The organism is Roseibium aestuarii (assembly GCF_008477545.1).
Taxonomy (GTDB): domain Bacteria; phylum Pseudomonadota; class Alphaproteobacteria; order Rhizobiales; family Stappiaceae; genus Roseibium; species Roseibium aestuarii.
Map to the genome: position 1 here is coordinate 134,211 of NZ_VORA01000005.1, position 15,010 is coordinate 149,220.

The window sequence follows — 15,010 nt, forward strand, 5'->3', positions numbered from 1 at the left end:
GTCCTACGGACGCTCTCCTTTGGGCATGCTCGGGCCTGTCTCGAGCATCCTGCGGGCAGTGCGGTATCGTCAGAAGGCTGGATTTTCGGCACGAGGCCGAGAATGATGGAGGGGTGCGAAGGCGGGGGTGGGACCTTTCTTCCTGGCTATCCAATGTCGTGGCTCACCGGCCCCGGATCTCAGGCCTTGCCTTCGTCCGGGGAGACGAAGGCAAATCGTCTGGTGCACAGTCTTGCGTAACAAGAGGCGCAAGTTACCTCTCCCAAGCCTGGGAGAGGTCGGACTGAAAAGTCCGGGTGAGGGTTGAGGTCATCCTCCCCATATGCGCTGCGACAAGACCGACGGCCTTGTCGGCCCTCACCCGACGCGTTGCGTCGACCTCTCCCTGTCCCGGGAGAGGTAAATGGCGCTTATGCCTTGCGCGGGAGCAATGGGGTGAGCGGCAAGCCGACCTTGGCGCCCCGGACCCTCTTCGACGCCGGGATCAGAGACGACTTCAAAAAACAGAGTTGATGACGATGGTGAGGGGGAGGCGGGCGGTGGTGCCTTTTTCCGTTTGCTCTCGTTTGTCTCGCGGCCCTCTCCTTTGGTCATGCTCGGGCCTGTCTCGAGCATCCTGCGGGCAGTGCGGTATCGTCAGAAGGCTGGATTCTCGGCACGAGGCCGAGAACGACGGGGGAGCGCGAAGGCGGGGACTGGAGTGGTGTACTCTTGCCTTCCGGCTACTGGCTGCCGGTCGTGGTCTCGGGTGCGAGGGAGCTGCGCAGGGCGGGCATGGAGAGGGTGTCGAGGAAACTCGCGGTCTGCTGCTGGGAGGCGGCCATGTCGGTCTCCGACGGTGCAAGGCGCAGGTCCCAGTTCGCCAGCTGGGGCACGAGGCGGCGCTGCTCGGGCGGGCGGTCCTCGGTGATGCCGAAGTGGGACGGATCGAGCCGGCCCATGGAGGCCAGAAGGAAGAACCGCGCGACCTCAAGGTCGTAGCGGGTGCGCACCTGGGCGACCTTGGAATTGATCAGCTCCCGCTGCCCGTTGAGCACATCGAGCAGAGAGCGCTGGCCGCCGTCATATTCCACCTTGAGCCCGTTGACTGCCGAGGCATTGGAGGCGATCGCCCGCTTGGCCGCCTCTGCCCGGGAGCTGGCCGTGCGCTCCTGCTTGTAGGCGCGAATGATGCTCTCGCGGATGGTCAGGCGGATGTCCTCCAGCGCGTATTCCTGCTGGGAGGCGGTGTAGCTGGTGGCGCGGACGGCGGACACGTTGCGGCCGCCGGCGAAGAGGGGGGCGGTCACCCGCAGGCCGAAGCGGAAGTCCTCCTCGTCGCGCTCGGCCAGATTGCCCCGGAAGCCGTTGCTCCAGGTGCTTTCCAGCTGCACGTTGGGCAGCATGTCGCCCACGGCAGCGCGGGCGGCATAGCGGGCGGCGCGGGCATCGGAAATGGCGGCGCGAATCGCCGGGTTCTGGGCCAGCGCCACCTCGATGGCGTTGTCGAGGGTCGCGGGCGAGATGTGGGGCGGAATGGCCGGCCAGCCGAGCTTGCCCGGTTCCTTGCCGGTGAGGCGCTCGTAGAGGGCCAGCGAGCCCTCCAGTTCGCCCATGGCCAGATCCCGGTTGCCCTGGGCTTCCGCCAGACGGGCGCTGGCCTGTTCGACGTCGGTGCGGGTGGCGTCGCCGGACTTGTAGCGGGCCTGGGCGGCCGTGACTTCCTGCTGGACGATGCCGACATAGTCGCGCTGGAGGGACAGGATGGTGCGGTCACGCATGACCTGGAGATAGGCATCGGCGGTGTTGAAGAGCAGGGTCTGCTCGGCATTGAGCAGCTGGTTGCGGCCGGAATTGGATTCCTCATGGGCCTGATTGAGCCGGTGCACGGCCGAGAAGCCCTGGAACAGGGGCTGGGTGGCGGTGATCCCGACACTGTAGAAGGCGGAGCGGTCACTGGTTCCGTTGCGCAGGCTGTCGAAGGCATTGTGTTCGGCGGTGAAGCTGCCGTTCACCGTGGGCAGGAAGCGAGACCGGGCGGTGGCAACCCCCTGGGTGGTGGCCTGATAGCGCGATTGCTCTGCCTTCAGTCCGGGATTTGCGGCATAGGCCCAGCCCATGGCCTCCTGCAGGCTTTCGGCGGCCGCAGGTGACGAGGCCACGGCCGTGCCGAGTGCAAGGGCGGTCGCGAAGGGCAGGCCAAGGCGGACCATCCCGGTTACCGAATGTGCAAAGGGTCTGGGCATCGACAAACTCCGAAAACAGTCGAGCCTATGCTTTGATATTATAGTTAAGGAAGCGTATTCATGCGACCCTTCTTGAGATTAACGCTGCGTCTTTTTGCAAGTTCGTCATGTATTGTAAATTGTATCTATAAGTAAGATTCGGGATCTAACGTTTGTCGAGGGCATCTGCGGGGCCAGTGGTCGGCCACTTTTGGGCTGCCGAATTCTTCTCGAAAGTTCATGGAGTTACTGCGCGTGCAGCGCATCCGATTTCTGGCAGGTCCTGCTGACCTCTGCGGAAAAACGGAGATAGATAAAATGCGAATGAAAAATTTAAGACTAGGTAACCATTTTCCGGTCACAACCCTTTCTTAAGGTTGGCCTTGGCAAATTTACCATTATGACCGAGGCGGCCTTTGCATGTCCGTAGCCACCCGAAGTTCAGGGATCTCGTGTTCTATGCCGGTGTCGCCCAAGCCCACACGCGTGAACAATGCGTATGAACGTCTGAAGCAGGACATCCTGAACAGCGAGCTGCCTCCGGGGTTCCAGGCGCCGGAGCCGGAGATCGCGGAGCGGCTGGGCATGAGTCGCACGCCGGTGCGCGAGGCGCTGATCCGGCTGGAGGCCGACGGGCTGGTGGATCTGGTGCCGCGCCGTGGGGCCCGGGTCAAGGGCATGAGCCGGCAGGACATGCAGGACATCTACGATATTCTCTGTGTGCTGGAACCTCTCGCCCTGCGCAGGCTTTGCTTCGAGGACCAGCAACTGGATGAGGGTCTGCTGGCCCCGCTGCGCGACACGGTGGCGGCGATGCACCAGGCGGAGCTGGACGAGGATATCGATGCCTGGGCCGATGCCGAGCTCGACTTCCGTCGTCTGATCGTGGGGCTTGGCACCAACCGGCGCCTTTCCATCCTGCTCGAAGCACTGTTCGATCAGCTGCACCGTGGGCGTCTCGTCCTCCTGCGGCTGATGGGCAAGCCACCCTTGATGGCGGAGGTCTGCAGGGACATTCTGTCGGCCGTGGAGGCGCGGGATGCCGAGCTTGCAGAAACGCTGATGCGCCGCTGCCGGGAAGAGGCGCGGGACCGGATGGACGAAGTCTTCTTCGTCAGCCGGCTGCCGCACGTCTGACCCTGACGATCCGTTCCTTCGGCGGGTCGGGCGCGGGTGCGCGGCAGACCCCATGGCAGACCCAGGGACAAGGAAGGATCGAGAGATGACGACCGCAACACGCCGCGAAACCGATGGCATGGGTGCCATCGAGGTGGAAGCCTCCCGCTACTGGGGCGCGCAGACCCAGCGCTCGCTGACCTATTTCACGGTCGGCACGGACAGGGTTCCCGACGAGCTCATCCATGCCTATGGGCTGCTGAAACAGGCCGCCGCGCGCACCAACCGGGATCTGGGCCTGCTGCCCGAGCCGCTCTTCGCGCTCATCGATGCCGCGTCGCAGGAGGTGGCCTCCGGCGCGCTGGACGATCATTTCCCGCTTTTCGTCTGGATGACCGGAAGCGGCACCCAGACCAACATGAACGTGAACGAGGTGATCTCGAACCGGGCCATCGAGATGGCGGGCGGCGAGATGGGGTCGAAGGATCCGGTGCACCCGAATGATCACGTCAACATGTCCCAGTCTTCCAACGACACCTATCCGACCGCCATGCACATGGCCGCAGCCCTTCAGGCCGAACGCCGGCTTCTGCCTGCGGTGCGCGCGCTGAGGGACGGGCTGGCGGCGAAGGCGGAGGCCTGGGCGGATCTGATCAAGATCGGCCGCACCCACTTGCAGGACGCCACGCCGCTGACGCTGGGCCAGGAGATGTCGGGCTATGTGGCGATGCTGGACGAGGATCTGGCGCGGATCGACTTCGCGCTGAAGGATGTGCTGAAGCTCACCCTCGGCGGCACGGCCGTTGGAACGGGGATCAACACTCACCCGGAGTTCGCGGTGCGCTCCGCCGCTCACGTGGCCGATCTCACCGGGCTGCCCTTTGTCACGGCGCCCAACAAGTTCGCGACCCAGGGGGCGCACAATGCGCTTGTCATGCTGCACGGGGCCTACAAGTCCCTTGCCGCGTCGCTCTTCAAGATCGCCAATGACATCCGGCTGCTGGCCTGCGGCCCGCGCTGCGGGCTCAACGAACTGATCCTTCCGGAGAACGAGCCGGGGTCGTCGATCATGCCGGGCAAGGTCAATCCGACCCAGTGCGAGGCGCTAGCCATGATCGCCGTGCAGGTCATGGGCAATGACGTGACCGTCGGGATGGCGTCGAGCGGGGGGCATCTGGAGATGAATGTTTACAAGCCGGTGATGATCAACGCGGTGCTCCAGTCGGCGCGGATCATGGCCGATGGCTGCGGCAATTTCCTCCGCTTCCTGGTGGAGGGGATGGAGGCCAACGAACCTCAGCTGGCGGACTATGTGGAGCGGTCGCTCATGCTGGTGACGGCCCTGTCCCCGGTGATCGGGTATGACCGGGCCGCCGAAGTGGCAAAGAGGGCCCATGCCCAGGGCAAGACCCTGCGCGAGATCTCTCTTGAACTGGGCTATGTCTCTGCCGAGGATTTCGACCGGATCGTCGATCCGCGCCGTATGGTCGATCCGTCGCTTGCCTGAAATCGGATAAGGCGTCGGTCACAAGAGTGGCTGTAACCCTGCGTTTGCGGCACTCTGACGCATATAGGATTTTCTTGGTCTGATAGCAGAAGTTATGACCTGGGGGGCGGCATTGATTTGTGGCCGCCCGGGCCCTCCTCTAGGTTCGGGTCAAAACAAGATCAGGTGAGGAAACCGGACGCGGAGGCGATTGCCTTGCGCCTGCGCCCACAGTCCATGGCCCCGGCCGGACCGTGAGCGGCTGGCTGCGTCCACTTGCGACTTCTCCCTGAGCTGACCGGCCAATGCGGAGGATCGAGATGTCCGGAGAACCCTGTTACGATGTCGCCCATCTGGCGCACGTCGAGTTGCTCACCAACAAGTTCGAGGAAAGCCTCGACTTCTTCGTCAACGTCTATGGTCTGACCGAAAGCGGTCGCGACGAGACCTCCGCCTATCTGCGCGGCTTCGACGATTATGAATTCCACTCGCTGAAGCTGACCCGCTCCGAGACCACGGGCGTCGGGCACATCGGCTATCGCTGCACCTCGGAGGCTGCCCTGGATCGCCGGGTGAAGGCCATCGAGGAGCTGGGCTGCGGCATCGGCTGGGTCGAGGGCGACATGGGTCACGGACGGGCCTATCGCTTCACCGATCCGGACGGGCACATCTTCGAGGTCTATTACGAGACCCGCAAGTATGTGGCGCCGGAGGGCGAAAAGGCCGCGCTGAAGAACATCGCGCAGCGCTATCACGGCCGGGGTGCCGCCGTGCGCCGCATCGACCACCTGAACCTGCTGGCCAGCGACGTGTCGAAGATCCGCGAATGGATGCCCAAGGCGCTGGGCTCCCGGGTCACCGAATACATCCAGCTCGACAATGGCCGCCTGGGTGGCTGCTGGTTCACGGTCAACAACAAGACCTATGACATCGCCTACACGGAAGACCATACGGGCACCAAGGGCCGGTTCCACCATGTGACCTATGCGGTGGACCAGCGCGAAGACGTGCTGCGGGCGGCCGACATCTTCCTTGAGAACGGCGTCTTCATCGAGACCGGGCCGCACAAGCACGCGGTGCAGGGCACCTTCTTCCTCTACGTCTGGGAGCCGGCCGGCAACCGCGTCGAGGTCGCCAATGCCGGCGCCCGCCTGATCCTGCAGCCGGACTGGGAGCCGGTGTGCTGGACCCAGACCGACCGCATGAAGGGTCAGGCCTGGGGTCTCAAGACCATCGAGAGCTTCCACACGCACGGCACGCCGCCGGTAGATCACTAAGGTTTGGAGACACGAAGAGATGTCCAGGAAGACCGCACTCATCGTCAGCGCCCATTCCGCTGACTTCGTCTGGCGCTGTGGTGGCGCCATCGCCCTGCACGAGGAACGGGGCTATGACGTCACCGTCGTCTGCCTGTCCTATGGCGAGCGTGGCGAGAGCGCCAAGCTCTGGAAGAAGGAGGGCATGACCCTTGAGACGGTGAAGACCGAGCGCCGCAAGGAAGCCGAGGCTGCTGCCCAGGCTCTCGGCGTCAAGGACATCCGCTTCTTCGACCTCGGCGACTATCCGCTCGACATGACCCGCGAAGCCAAGGACCGGCTGGTCGACGTCATGCGCGAAGTGCAGCCGTCCTTCATGATGTCGCACTCCCAGTGGGACCCCTACAACACCGACCACATGTATGTGTCGCAGTGGACCCTGGAATGCCGGGCCATCGCCCAGGCCTGGGGCCACAATCCGGGGCAGAAGATCCTCGGCGCGCCGCAGGTCTATCTGTTCGAGCCGCATCAGTCCGAGCAGATGAACTGGAAGCCGGACACGTTCCTCGACATCACCTCCGTCTGGGAGAAGAAGTGGGCGGCCATCCAGTGCATGCAGGGGCAGGAGCACCTCTGGCACTACTATCGCAACGTGGCCGAGAATCGCGGAAACCACTTCCAGCGCAATTCCGGCGGCCAGTCCGGCGGGCGCGCCTGCAAATATGCGGAAGGCTTCCAGTCGGTCTATCCGCGCACCGTTGACGAACTTTAAGAGGAGAGACCTGCCATGGGCGGCGTCGTCGTGCAGAACATCGAACGGGCTGATCCGGCCGTGATCAAGGCGCTGGGGGAGGCCGGTGTGGCCACCGTCCATGAAGCGCAGGGGCGCAAGGGGCTTCTGGCCTCCTACATGCGCCCGATCATTCCGGGTGCCCAGCTGGCGGCCTCTGCCGTGACGATCTCCGCGCCTCCGGGCGACAACTGGATGGTGCATGTGGCCATCGAGCAGGTGCAGGCCGGGGACATTCTGGTGCTTGCCCCGACCAGCCCCTGCGAGGACGGCTATTTCGGCGATCTGCTGGCCACGTCCATGCAGGCGCGCGGGGGCATGGGGCTGATCATCGATGCGGGCGTGCGCGACGTGCGCGACCTGCGGGCGATGAACTTCCCCGTCTGGTCCAAGGCAGTCTTCGCCCAGGGCACGGTGAAGGAGACCATCGGCTCGGTGAACGTGCCCGTGGTCTGCGCCGGGGCCTATGTCCGTCCGGGCGATATTCTGGTCGCCGATGACGACGGGGTCTGCGTGGTGTTGCGCGAAGAGGCCGAGGACGTGCTGAAGAAGGCGCAGGCCCGCATGGCCGCGGAAGAGGAAAAGCGCCAGCGTCTGGCCGCCGGCGAGCTGGGTCTCGATCTCTACGGCATGCGCGAGCGGCTGGCCGAGAAGGGGCTGAAATATGTCTGAGGCGCTGCGTTCCGGTCCGGATCATGACACCGGCATCCGCTGCATGTGGATGCGCGGCGGCACCTCCAAGGGCGGGTATTTCCTGGCCGAGGATCTGCCCGAGGATCCGGCGGAGCGCGACGCCCTTCTGCTCAAGGTCATGGGGTCCCCCGATCCGCGCCAGATCGATGGCATGGGTGGGGCGGATCCCCTGACCTCCAAGGTTGCGGTGGTCAAGGCGTCCACCCGGCCCGGCGTCGATGTGGACTATCTGTTCCTGCAGGTCTTCGTCGATCAGGCGGTGGTCGCCGACAGCCAGAACTGCGGCAACATCCTTGCCGCCGTCGGTCCCTTTGCCCTGGAGCGCGGTCTCGTTGCCGCTCGCGACGGGGTGACCGACGTGCGCATCTTCATGGAAAACACCGGCCAGCTGGCCACCGCCAGCGTGGCGACGCCCGGCGGCCGGGTGACCTATGCGGGGGATGCGCGGATCGACGGGGTGCCGGGCAGTTCCGCGCCGATCTCCATCGTCTTCGAGGATACGGCAGGCTCGACCTGCGGCGCCCTGCTGCCCACTGGCAATGCGGTCGACGTGATTGACGGCGTGCCGGTCACGCTCATCGACAACGGCATGCCCTGCGTCATCCTGAATGCGGCCGACTTCGGCATCACGGGGCGGGAGGCCCCGAAGGAGCTGGAGGCCAACGGCGAGCTGCGCCGCCGGGTCGAGGCGATCCGCCTCAAGGCCGGCCCGCTGATGAATCTCGGCGATGTGAGCGAGAAGTCCGTGCCGAAGATGACGCTCGTCAGCGCGCCCGAGGCCGGTTGCATTTCCACGCGCACCTTCATTCCCCATCGCTGCCATGCCGCCATCGGCGTGCTGGGGGCCGTCAGCGTGGCCACCGCCTGCCTGCTGGAGGACGGTCCGGCGCAGGCTCTGGCGCGGGTGCCCGACGGCGAGAGCAAGACGCTTTCGGTCGAACATCCGACGGGGGAATTCTCCGTTCTGGCCCGCCTCGACGACACGGGAACGCTGGTGTCCGCAGGGGTTCTGAGGACCGCGCGCAAACTCTTCGACGGGACGGTGTTCGTCTAGCCAGGCACCGTTCTCATCTGATCCGGCTAACATGGGAGGAGTACCAATGATCAGAAAGCTCATCGCAACCGGGGCGCTCGCGCTTGCCGTCAGCGCTCCGGCGCAGGCCGAAACCCGCGTGTCCATCGGCACCGGCGGCACGGGGGGCGTGTTCTACGCCATCGGCGCCGGCATGGCCGACATCCTGAACAAGAAGCTCGATGGCGTCACCGCCAATGCGGAAGTCACCGGCGCTTCGGTCGAGAATGTGCTGCGGGTCTCCGCAGGCGAAATGACCATCGGTTTCTCCAGCGCCTCCACGCTCTATGAGGGCAAGCAGGGCGAAGGAACGTTCGATGCCGCGCAGAACGTGGCCGCCATCGCCTATCTCTATCCGGCCTATCTGCAGATCGCGGCGACGACCGCAAGCGGCGTCACCTCCATCGAGGATCTGGCCGACAAGAAGATTTCCGTCGGGCCTCCGGGCTCCAACTCGGCCGTCTTTGCGGAGCGGGTTCTGGAGGCATCCGGCGCTCTGACGCCTTCGAACCTCTCGTATCTGTCCTATAACGAGGCAACGGATTCCATCAAGAACGGCAATCTGGACGGCTCCATCATTCTCGCCGGCGTTCCGGCGTCCGCGTTCATCGAGCTCACCACCACCATGGACATGACGCTGGTGCCGGTGAATGGCGACAAGATGGGTGCCCTGATCGATAAGTATCCGTTCTACGAACTCGTCGAGATCCGCGGCGGTGTCTACAAGGGGGCGGATGCTCCGGTGGCTGCGGTCGGTGACCCGGCGATCCTGTTTGCCGCAGCCGATGCGGATCCGGATCTGATCTATCAGATCACCAAGACGCTCTTCGACAATCTCGGCGATGTGGCGGCCGTTCACCCGGCGGCCAAGGCGATCTCGCTGGAAAAGGCGACCAAGACGCCGATCCCGCTGCACGAGGGCGCGCAGCGCTACTTCGACGGCAAGTGACCTGAAGCCTGACGGGGCGCTACGGCGCCCCTGTCATCGCTCCGTGCCCCGTTCGACCGGCTTCGGCCGCGACCGGGCGACGGCTTTCCGGGCGGGGCCGGCCCCGCCGCCACTTCTGGGATCCCTGTCCGTGGCCGAACTCTGGAAATTTCTCCCTGAAGGCTCGCTCTCGCGGGTCGAGCATCGTCTGCTCTGCATCATCGTCGCGGCCCTCGCACTGGCGGCGACGGCGCTGGTCATCCACGCGGCCTGGTTCGGCAGCCTGACGGCGCTGCTCATGCGCTCACTGTTCTTCTCGCTGCTGACCTCGACCGGTCTCTTCATCGTGGCCGCACAGAGGCGGCTGCAGATCAGTCGCCTGCTTCTCTATGTGCTGGCGCTGCTGATCCTGATCCCGGGGCCGTATCTCTACCTCAACTACATGTCCATCATCCGCAGCGGCGGAATCGCCGGACAGTGGGACATCTATCTCTTCGCGCTGAGCGCCGTGGCGGCGCTGGTGCTGGCCCGGTTCACCATCGGCTGGGTGATGGTGGGTCTTGGCGTGGCGGCTCTTGCCTATGCCTTCTTCGGGGACCTGATCCCCGGGGTCTATGGCCATGGGGGCTACAAGATCGGCCGGGTGGCCTCCAATCTCTTCCTGAAGACGGAAGGGCTCTTCGGCCTGCCGATGGGGGTGGCCGCGCAATATATCCTGCTGTTCTCGCTGCTCGGCACCTTGCTGCTGCGCACGGGCCTTGGTCAGGTCTTCGTCGATCTGGCCCATGCGCTGACGGGCCGGATCCAGGGCGGACCGGCGCTGACCGCCGTGGTCTCTTCCACCATGTTCTCCTCGATCAACGGATCGGCGGTCGCGGGCGTCGTGACCACGGGCACCTTCACGATCCCGCTGATGAAGCGCACCGGATATCGCCCCAAGGTGGCGGCTGCCATCGAGGCCGCAGCGTCGTCCGCCGGTCAGATCATGCCGCCCGTGATGGGGGCCGCCGCGTTCCTGATGGCGGAGATCACCCAGACCCCCTATGCGACCATCGCGGCGGCGGCGCTGATACCGGCGCTGCTCTATGTCTTCGCGCTGCTTCTCGCCGTGCGGCTGGAGGCGGGCAAGTTCAACATGAGCCGCTCGGATGGCTCCGACGTGCCGTCCCTGCGGGCGGTGCTCGCCGGTCGCGGCTACATGCTTCTGCCGCTGGTCGCGCTGATCGGGTTCCTGGCCTATGGCTACACGCCGGCGAAATCGGCCGTGCTGTGCCTGATCTCTGCGCTTGTCATCTCGTCCTTCTCGAAGGAGACCCGACTGACCCCGGTGGCCCTGCTCGATGTGATGGTGGAAACCGTGCGCAACGTGCTGCCGGTGGTGGCGGCGGTTGCGATTGCCGGCATGCTGATCGGGGTGCTGACCCTGACCGGTATGGCGCTGAAGGTCTCGGCCATGATCCTCGACTTCGGGGGCAGCAGCCTGTTCCTGGTTCTGGCGCTGACCATGCTGGCGTCCTTTGTGCTCGGGCTGGGCATGCCGACGTCGGCCGCCTATCTGCTGCTCGCCATTCTGATTGCCCCGGCGCTGGAGAAATTCGGCCTGCCGCCCATCGCGGCGCACATGTTCATCTTCTACTACGGGCTGCTCTCGGCCATCACGCCGCCCGTGGCGCTGGCGGCTTATGCGGGGGCGTCGATTGCCGGCTCCGAGCCCAACGAGACGGCGGTGGAGGCCATGCGCCTCGGCTTCGTCAAGGTGGTGGCGCCGTTCTTCTTCGTCTATGCGCCGGGGCTCCTGCTCATCGGCTCGACCCTGGACATCATCCTGTCGACCATCGGCGCCGTCGGCGCGACCTTTGCCGCCGGAACGGCGATGGTCGGCTGGTTCATCAGGCCTCTGTCGAAGGTGTCGATCGGCAGCTTCTGGCTTGCGGCGGCGCTCTTCACCTATTCCCTCATTCTCGATCAGGCCGATCCGGTCAGCTTCGCCGCGAAGGCGGCCGGGCTGATCCTCGTCGCCCTGCCCATCTGGACAAGCTGGAAGACCCATGACCATCGATCCGCAAACCTGGCATCCTGACCCGTCGAAGCCGGCGTTCGTGGCCCCGGAAGGGGCGGTGGATGCCCATTGCCACGTGTTCGGCCCGGGGGACGTCTTTCCCTATGCGCCGGAGCGCAAGTACACGCCCACCGACGCGCCGAAGGAGATGCTCTTCGCCCTGCGAAAGCACCTCGGCTTCTCGCGCAATGTGATCGTTCAGGCGAGCTGTCACGGGCGAGACAACGCGGCGCTGCTCGATGCCCTGAGGGCGGATCCGGACAACAGCCGCGGCATTGCGGTGGTCGATCCGGCGATCAGCGACGAGGCGCTTTCGGACATGGACCGGCTGGGCGTGCGCGGCATTCGCTTCAACTTCGTGAAGCGTCTGGTCGATCCGGGCCCGAAGGACGCCTATCTGCGCATGGCGGAAAGGGTCGCGAAACTCGGCTGGCACGTGGTGGTCTATTTCGAGGCACCGGAGCTGGAAGAGCTGACACCCTTCCTCAAGAGTTTGCCGGTAACGGTGGTGGTCGACCATATGGGCCGCCCGGACGTTGCAGCCGGTGTGGAGAGCGAAGGCTTCCAGCGGTTCGTCCGCCTGATGGAGGACGAGACATTCTGGGTGAAGGTCGGTTGCCCCGAGCGTCTGACCGTGACAGGCGCGCCCTATAACGACGTGGCGCCCTTTGCCCGGCTTCTGGTGGAGCGGTTCCCGGACAGGGTTCTGTGGGGTACCGACTGGCCGCATCCGAACATGAAGAGCCATCTGCCGGACGACGGGCTGCTGGTCGACCGCATCCCCGTGATTGCCCCGACTGCCGAGCTGCAACGCAAGCTGCTGGTCGACAATCCAGTTCGGCTCTACTGGTCCTGAAGACAGGCGAAGACGCACGGGCGTCCCGCGTCGGAAGCGAGGAAATGAGCATGGGCACAGGCCGCTCAGGCAGTGGGCAGATCCCTTCGGGGGGCAGCGTGACGGATCCGGCGATGGGCGCAGCCGCGGCAACGGGTCCGGAAAGCGGGCCCCTCTACCCGAACCTGCGGCATCTGCGCCTGCTGGAGGCGGCGGAGCGGCTGGGGTCGCTGACGGCTGCGGCCGAGACGCTGCTGATCTCCCAGCCGGCGGCCAGCCAGGCGGTCAGCCGCCTCAACGGGCTGTTCGGCGGCAAGCTGCTCGAGCGGCGCGGCAACGGGGTCTATGCCACCGAGCGCGGGCTGATCGTGGCCCGCCGGACCCGGCGTCTTCTCGATCTCATTCGCGGCTATTCCCACACGAACCTGCGCCGCTGGCGCGGGGCGGCGATGGAGCGGGAGATCGCGCTGGAAAACCACCTGACCATTTCGCACATCCGCGCTGTGTCGGCGGTGGGTCGCATGGGGAGCTTCTCCGGCGCTGCCCGGTTCCTTGGGCAGACCGAGCCGAACGTGCAGCGGGCGGCGCGCGAGCTGGAGGGCATTGTCGACGCCAAGCTCTTCGTCGGCGGCGTCAAGGGCATGCACCTGACCGAAGGCGGGCAGGATCTCGCCCGGATCGCCAATCTGGCGCTGAAGGAGCTGGACAGCACCTTCGACGAGGTGCGCGAGCATGAGGGCGCCTATGACGGGAAGGTCGTGGTGGGCACCCTGCCGCTGGTGCGCGCGCAGATCGTGCCGGAAGCCGCGGTCGCCCTGTCGCAACTCTATCCGGATGCGACCATCAGCATCCTGGACGGGACGTTCGAGGACCTGATCCAGGCGCTGGAGAGCGGGGCCATCGACATGTTGCTCGGGGCCCTGCGGCCGGAGCTTGCCACGGCGAGCCTGGTGCAGGAAGCGCTGTTTCAGGACCAGCTGGCCGTGGTGGCGCGGGCCAGCCACCCTCTGCTGCAGCGGAACCAGATTTCCCTCACCGACCTGCAGGAGTTTCCCTGGGTTCTGCCGCGCCCGGAAACGCCGACCCGCCGGCTCTTCGACAGTCTGGTGCAATCGGGCGCCCTGCCGCGCGAGACGCGGGGCTGCATCGAGACCGGGTCGCTTGTGGCCCTGCGCGGCATTCTGATCGAGACCGACTATCTGACCATCGTCTCGCCGCGCCAGATCCAGCTCGAACTCAAGGCCGGGCTGCTGAAGGTGCTGCCGGTGCCGCTAACGGGCTCTGCCCGGCCGATCGGTCTGACGACACGGGCCAACTGGCAGCCGACCCGCCTGCAACGGGACTTCCTGCAAGGGCTGCGTGCCATTGTGGCGGCGCATGCTGGCGAGGACGGCGTCGCCTGACGGCAACGCCGGGGCGGGCGAGGATGGCGTTACCTGACGGCAACTGCCGGAGCGGGCGCTACGCCTTCGGCGCCGGGCCGGTGGAGTGGCCGATGATCAGCTCCGCCTTGAGATATTCGTGCACCGGCTTGTCCGGGTGCGGCATCACCTGATCGATCAGAAGTTCGGCTGCCCGCTCGCCGGCATAGCGCACAGAGGAGCGCGTGCAGGTGAAGATCGGCTTGTCGCCGGTGTTGGGCAGGAAGGACAGGGCGTCGTCATGGGTGATGACCGACACGTCCCGGCCCATCTTCAGCCCGCGCTCGGAAATGGCCCGGGACACGCCGATGGCGGTGATCATGCTTGAGACGAGGAAGGCGGTGGGCGGCTCCGGAAGATCGAGCAGCGCGTGGGCGGAGCTTGCGCCATAGGGCTCGGTCATGTCGGCCTGGCGCATGAGCGCCGGATCCGCTGTCAGGTTTCTGTGGGCGTGGGCCCTCTCGAAACCGCGGCGCCGGCGCGCGGCGAAATCCATGTCCTCCAGACCGTTCAGCAGGGCGATCCGCCGATGCCCGAGATCGAGCAGCAGGTCGGTGGCCGTCTCGAAGGCGCTGCCGTTGTTCATGTCGATCCAGGAGAGGTCGTTTTCGCGGCCGGGAATGCGGCCGTGGATCAGGAAGGGGATTTTCAGCTCCTGCAGGATCTCGTGGCGGTGGTCGTCGAGGCGGGGACCGTGGATCATCACCGCATCCGCCTTCTTGCGCACCGCGATCTCCCGATAGGCGGCACCGACCTGGGCGTCGGGCACGACGGTGAGGATCATGTCATAGCCGAAGCGGGCATAGGTCTGGCCGGCGCCGGCGATGAATTCCATGAAGACCGGGTTCATCATCTCGTGCAGGGAGACGGGGATGACGTGGCCGATGGCCATGGAGCGGCCGGTGGCCAGCCTGCGCGCCTGACTGTTGGGCGCATAGCCCAGACGCCGGGCGGTCTCCTCCACGCGCTTGCGGGTCTCCTCGCTGACTTCCGGATAGCCGTTGAGCGCGCGGCTGACCGTGGTCTGGGACAGGGACAGGGCTTCGGCCAGCTGCTTGAGGTTCACCCTGGAGGACTCCACTTCCAAATCGGTTTGGGTCGCCGGCACGGTGTGCGATGCGACATGAGCGGCAAGAATACTTTGAGGCCG

Annotated in this window: 12 protein-coding genes; 10 read left to right on the forward strand and 2 right to left on the reverse strand. The window is 65.5% G+C overall.

The window, feature by feature from the left end; translation table 11 throughout:
* Nucleotides 1-722: 722 nt before the first annotated feature.
* On the reverse strand, nucleotides 723-2,225 hold the full coding sequence (locus FR728_RS16060; RefSeq protein WP_208998868.1) for a TolC family outer membrane protein: 1,503 nt from the start codon (nucleotides 2,223-2,225) through the stop codon (nucleotides 723-725).
* 399 nt (nucleotides 2,226-2,624) lie between these two features.
* Here FR728_RS16060 and FR728_RS16065 point away from each other — a divergent pair, with 399 nt between their 5' ends.
* The 10 genes from FR728_RS16065 to FR728_RS16110 all read left to right on the forward strand — a co-directional run bounded on the left by FR728_RS16065 (nucleotide 2,625) and on the right by FR728_RS16110 (nucleotide 13,842).
* Nucleotides 2,625-3,341: a GntR family transcriptional regulator gene (locus FR728_RS16065; protein ID WP_149893757.1), complete on the forward strand. Its 717-nt coding sequence runs from the start codon at nucleotides 2,625-2,627 to the stop codon at nucleotides 3,339-3,341.
* 85 nt (nucleotides 3,342-3,426) lie between these two features.
* Nucleotides 3,427-4,827 (forward strand): class II fumarate hydratase, encoded by a 1,401-nt coding sequence (gene fumC, locus FR728_RS16070; protein ID WP_149893758.1) that lies wholly within the window; start codon nucleotides 3,427-3,429, stop codon nucleotides 4,825-4,827.
* Between the two features lie 299 nt (nucleotides 4,828-5,126).
* On the forward strand, nucleotides 5,127-6,083 hold the full coding sequence (locus tag FR728_RS16075; RefSeq protein ID WP_149893759.1) for a VOC family protein: 957 nt from the start codon (nucleotides 5,127-5,129) through the stop codon (nucleotides 6,081-6,083).
* Between the two features lie 19 nt (nucleotides 6,084-6,102).
* Nucleotides 6,103-6,834 carry a PIG-L deacetylase family protein gene (locus FR728_RS16080; RefSeq protein ID WP_149893760.1) on the forward strand — a complete coding sequence of 244 codons (732 nt, stop codon included), beginning with the start codon at nucleotides 6,103-6,105 and terminating at the stop codon, nucleotides 6,832-6,834.
* 15 nt (nucleotides 6,835-6,849) lie between these two features.
* Nucleotides 6,850-7,524 (forward strand): 4-carboxy-4-hydroxy-2-oxoadipate aldolase/oxaloacetate decarboxylase, encoded by a 675-nt coding sequence (locus FR728_RS16085; protein ID WP_149893761.1) that lies wholly within the window; start codon nucleotides 6,850-6,852, stop codon nucleotides 7,522-7,524.
* On the forward strand, nucleotides 7,517-8,599 hold the full coding sequence (locus FR728_RS16090; RefSeq protein ID WP_208998869.1) for a 4-oxalomesaconate tautomerase: 1,083 nt from the start codon (nucleotides 7,517-7,519) through the stop codon (nucleotides 8,597-8,599). The genes FR728_RS16085 and FR728_RS16090 overlap by 8 nt, the downstream gene beginning before the upstream one ends.
* A 46-nt stretch (nucleotides 8,600-8,645) precedes the next feature.
* Entirely contained in the window at nucleotides 8,646-9,566 is a 921-nt protein-coding gene (locus FR728_RS16095) for a TAXI family TRAP transporter solute-binding subunit (protein WP_149893762.1), read from the forward strand.
* A 43-nt stretch (nucleotides 9,567-9,609) separates the two neighbouring features.
* Nucleotides 9,610-11,625, forward strand: coding sequence for a TRAP transporter permease (locus FR728_RS16100; RefSeq protein ID WP_208998870.1), 2,016 nt, complete (start codon nucleotides 9,610-9,612; stop codon nucleotides 11,623-11,625).
* Complete coding sequence (locus FR728_RS16105; RefSeq protein WP_149893763.1) at nucleotides 11,594-12,460, forward strand: amidohydrolase family protein; 867 nt, start codon at nucleotides 11,594-11,596, stop codon at nucleotides 12,458-12,460. Before FR728_RS16100 ends, FR728_RS16105 begins: the two co-directional genes overlap by 32 nt.
* 44 nt (nucleotides 12,461-12,504) lie before the next feature.
* Nucleotides 12,505-13,842, forward strand: a complete 1,338-nt coding sequence (locus FR728_RS16110; RefSeq protein WP_244304691.1) for a LysR family transcriptional regulator — start codon at nucleotides 12,505-12,507, stop codon at nucleotides 13,840-13,842.
* Between the two features lie 58 nt (nucleotides 13,843-13,900).
* Here FR728_RS16110 and FR728_RS16115 read toward each other — a convergent pair whose 3' ends face one another.
* A complete protein-coding gene (locus FR728_RS16115) occupies nucleotides 13,901-14,926 on the reverse strand; it encodes a LacI family DNA-binding transcriptional regulator (RefSeq protein WP_149893764.1) in 1,026 nt (341 codons plus the stop codon).
* Nucleotides 14,927-15,010: the final 84 nt, after the last annotated feature.

What these genes read in the sequence shown, in the direction of transcription:
- FR728_RS16060 (WP_208998868.1), bottom strand. Translation starts at nt 2,225, where the DNA reads ATGCCCAGACCCTTTGCACATTCGGTAACCGGGATGGTCCGCCTTGGC.
- FR728_RS16065 (WP_149893757.1), top strand. Translation starts at nt 2,625, where the DNA reads ATGTCCGTAGCCACCCGAAGTTCAGGGATCTCGTGTTCTATGCCGGTG.
- fumC (WP_149893758.1), top strand. Translation starts at nt 3,427, where the DNA reads ATGACGACCGCAACACGCCGCGAAACCGATGGCATGGGTGCCATCGAG.
- FR728_RS16075 (WP_149893759.1), top strand. Translation starts at nt 5,127, where the DNA reads ATGTCCGGAGAACCCTGTTACGATGTCGCCCATCTGGCGCACGTCGAG.
- FR728_RS16080 (WP_149893760.1), top strand. Translation starts at nt 6,103, where the DNA reads ATGTCCAGGAAGACCGCACTCATCGTCAGCGCCCATTCCGCTGACTTC.
- FR728_RS16085 (WP_149893761.1), top strand. Translation starts at nt 6,850, where the DNA reads ATGGGCGGCGTCGTCGTGCAGAACATCGAACGGGCTGATCCGGCCGTG.
- FR728_RS16090 (WP_208998869.1), top strand. Translation starts at nt 7,517, where the DNA reads ATGTCTGAGGCGCTGCGTTCCGGTCCGGATCATGACACCGGCATCCGC.
- FR728_RS16095 (WP_149893762.1), top strand. Translation starts at nt 8,646, where the DNA reads ATGATCAGAAAGCTCATCGCAACCGGGGCGCTCGCGCTTGCCGTCAGC.
- FR728_RS16105 (WP_149893763.1), top strand. Translation starts at nt 11,594, where the DNA reads ATGACCATCGATCCGCAAACCTGGCATCCTGACCCGTCGAAGCCGGCG.
- FR728_RS16110 (WP_244304691.1), top strand. Translation starts at nt 12,505, where the DNA reads ATGAGCATGGGCACAGGCCGCTCAGGCAGTGGGCAGATCCCTTCGGGG.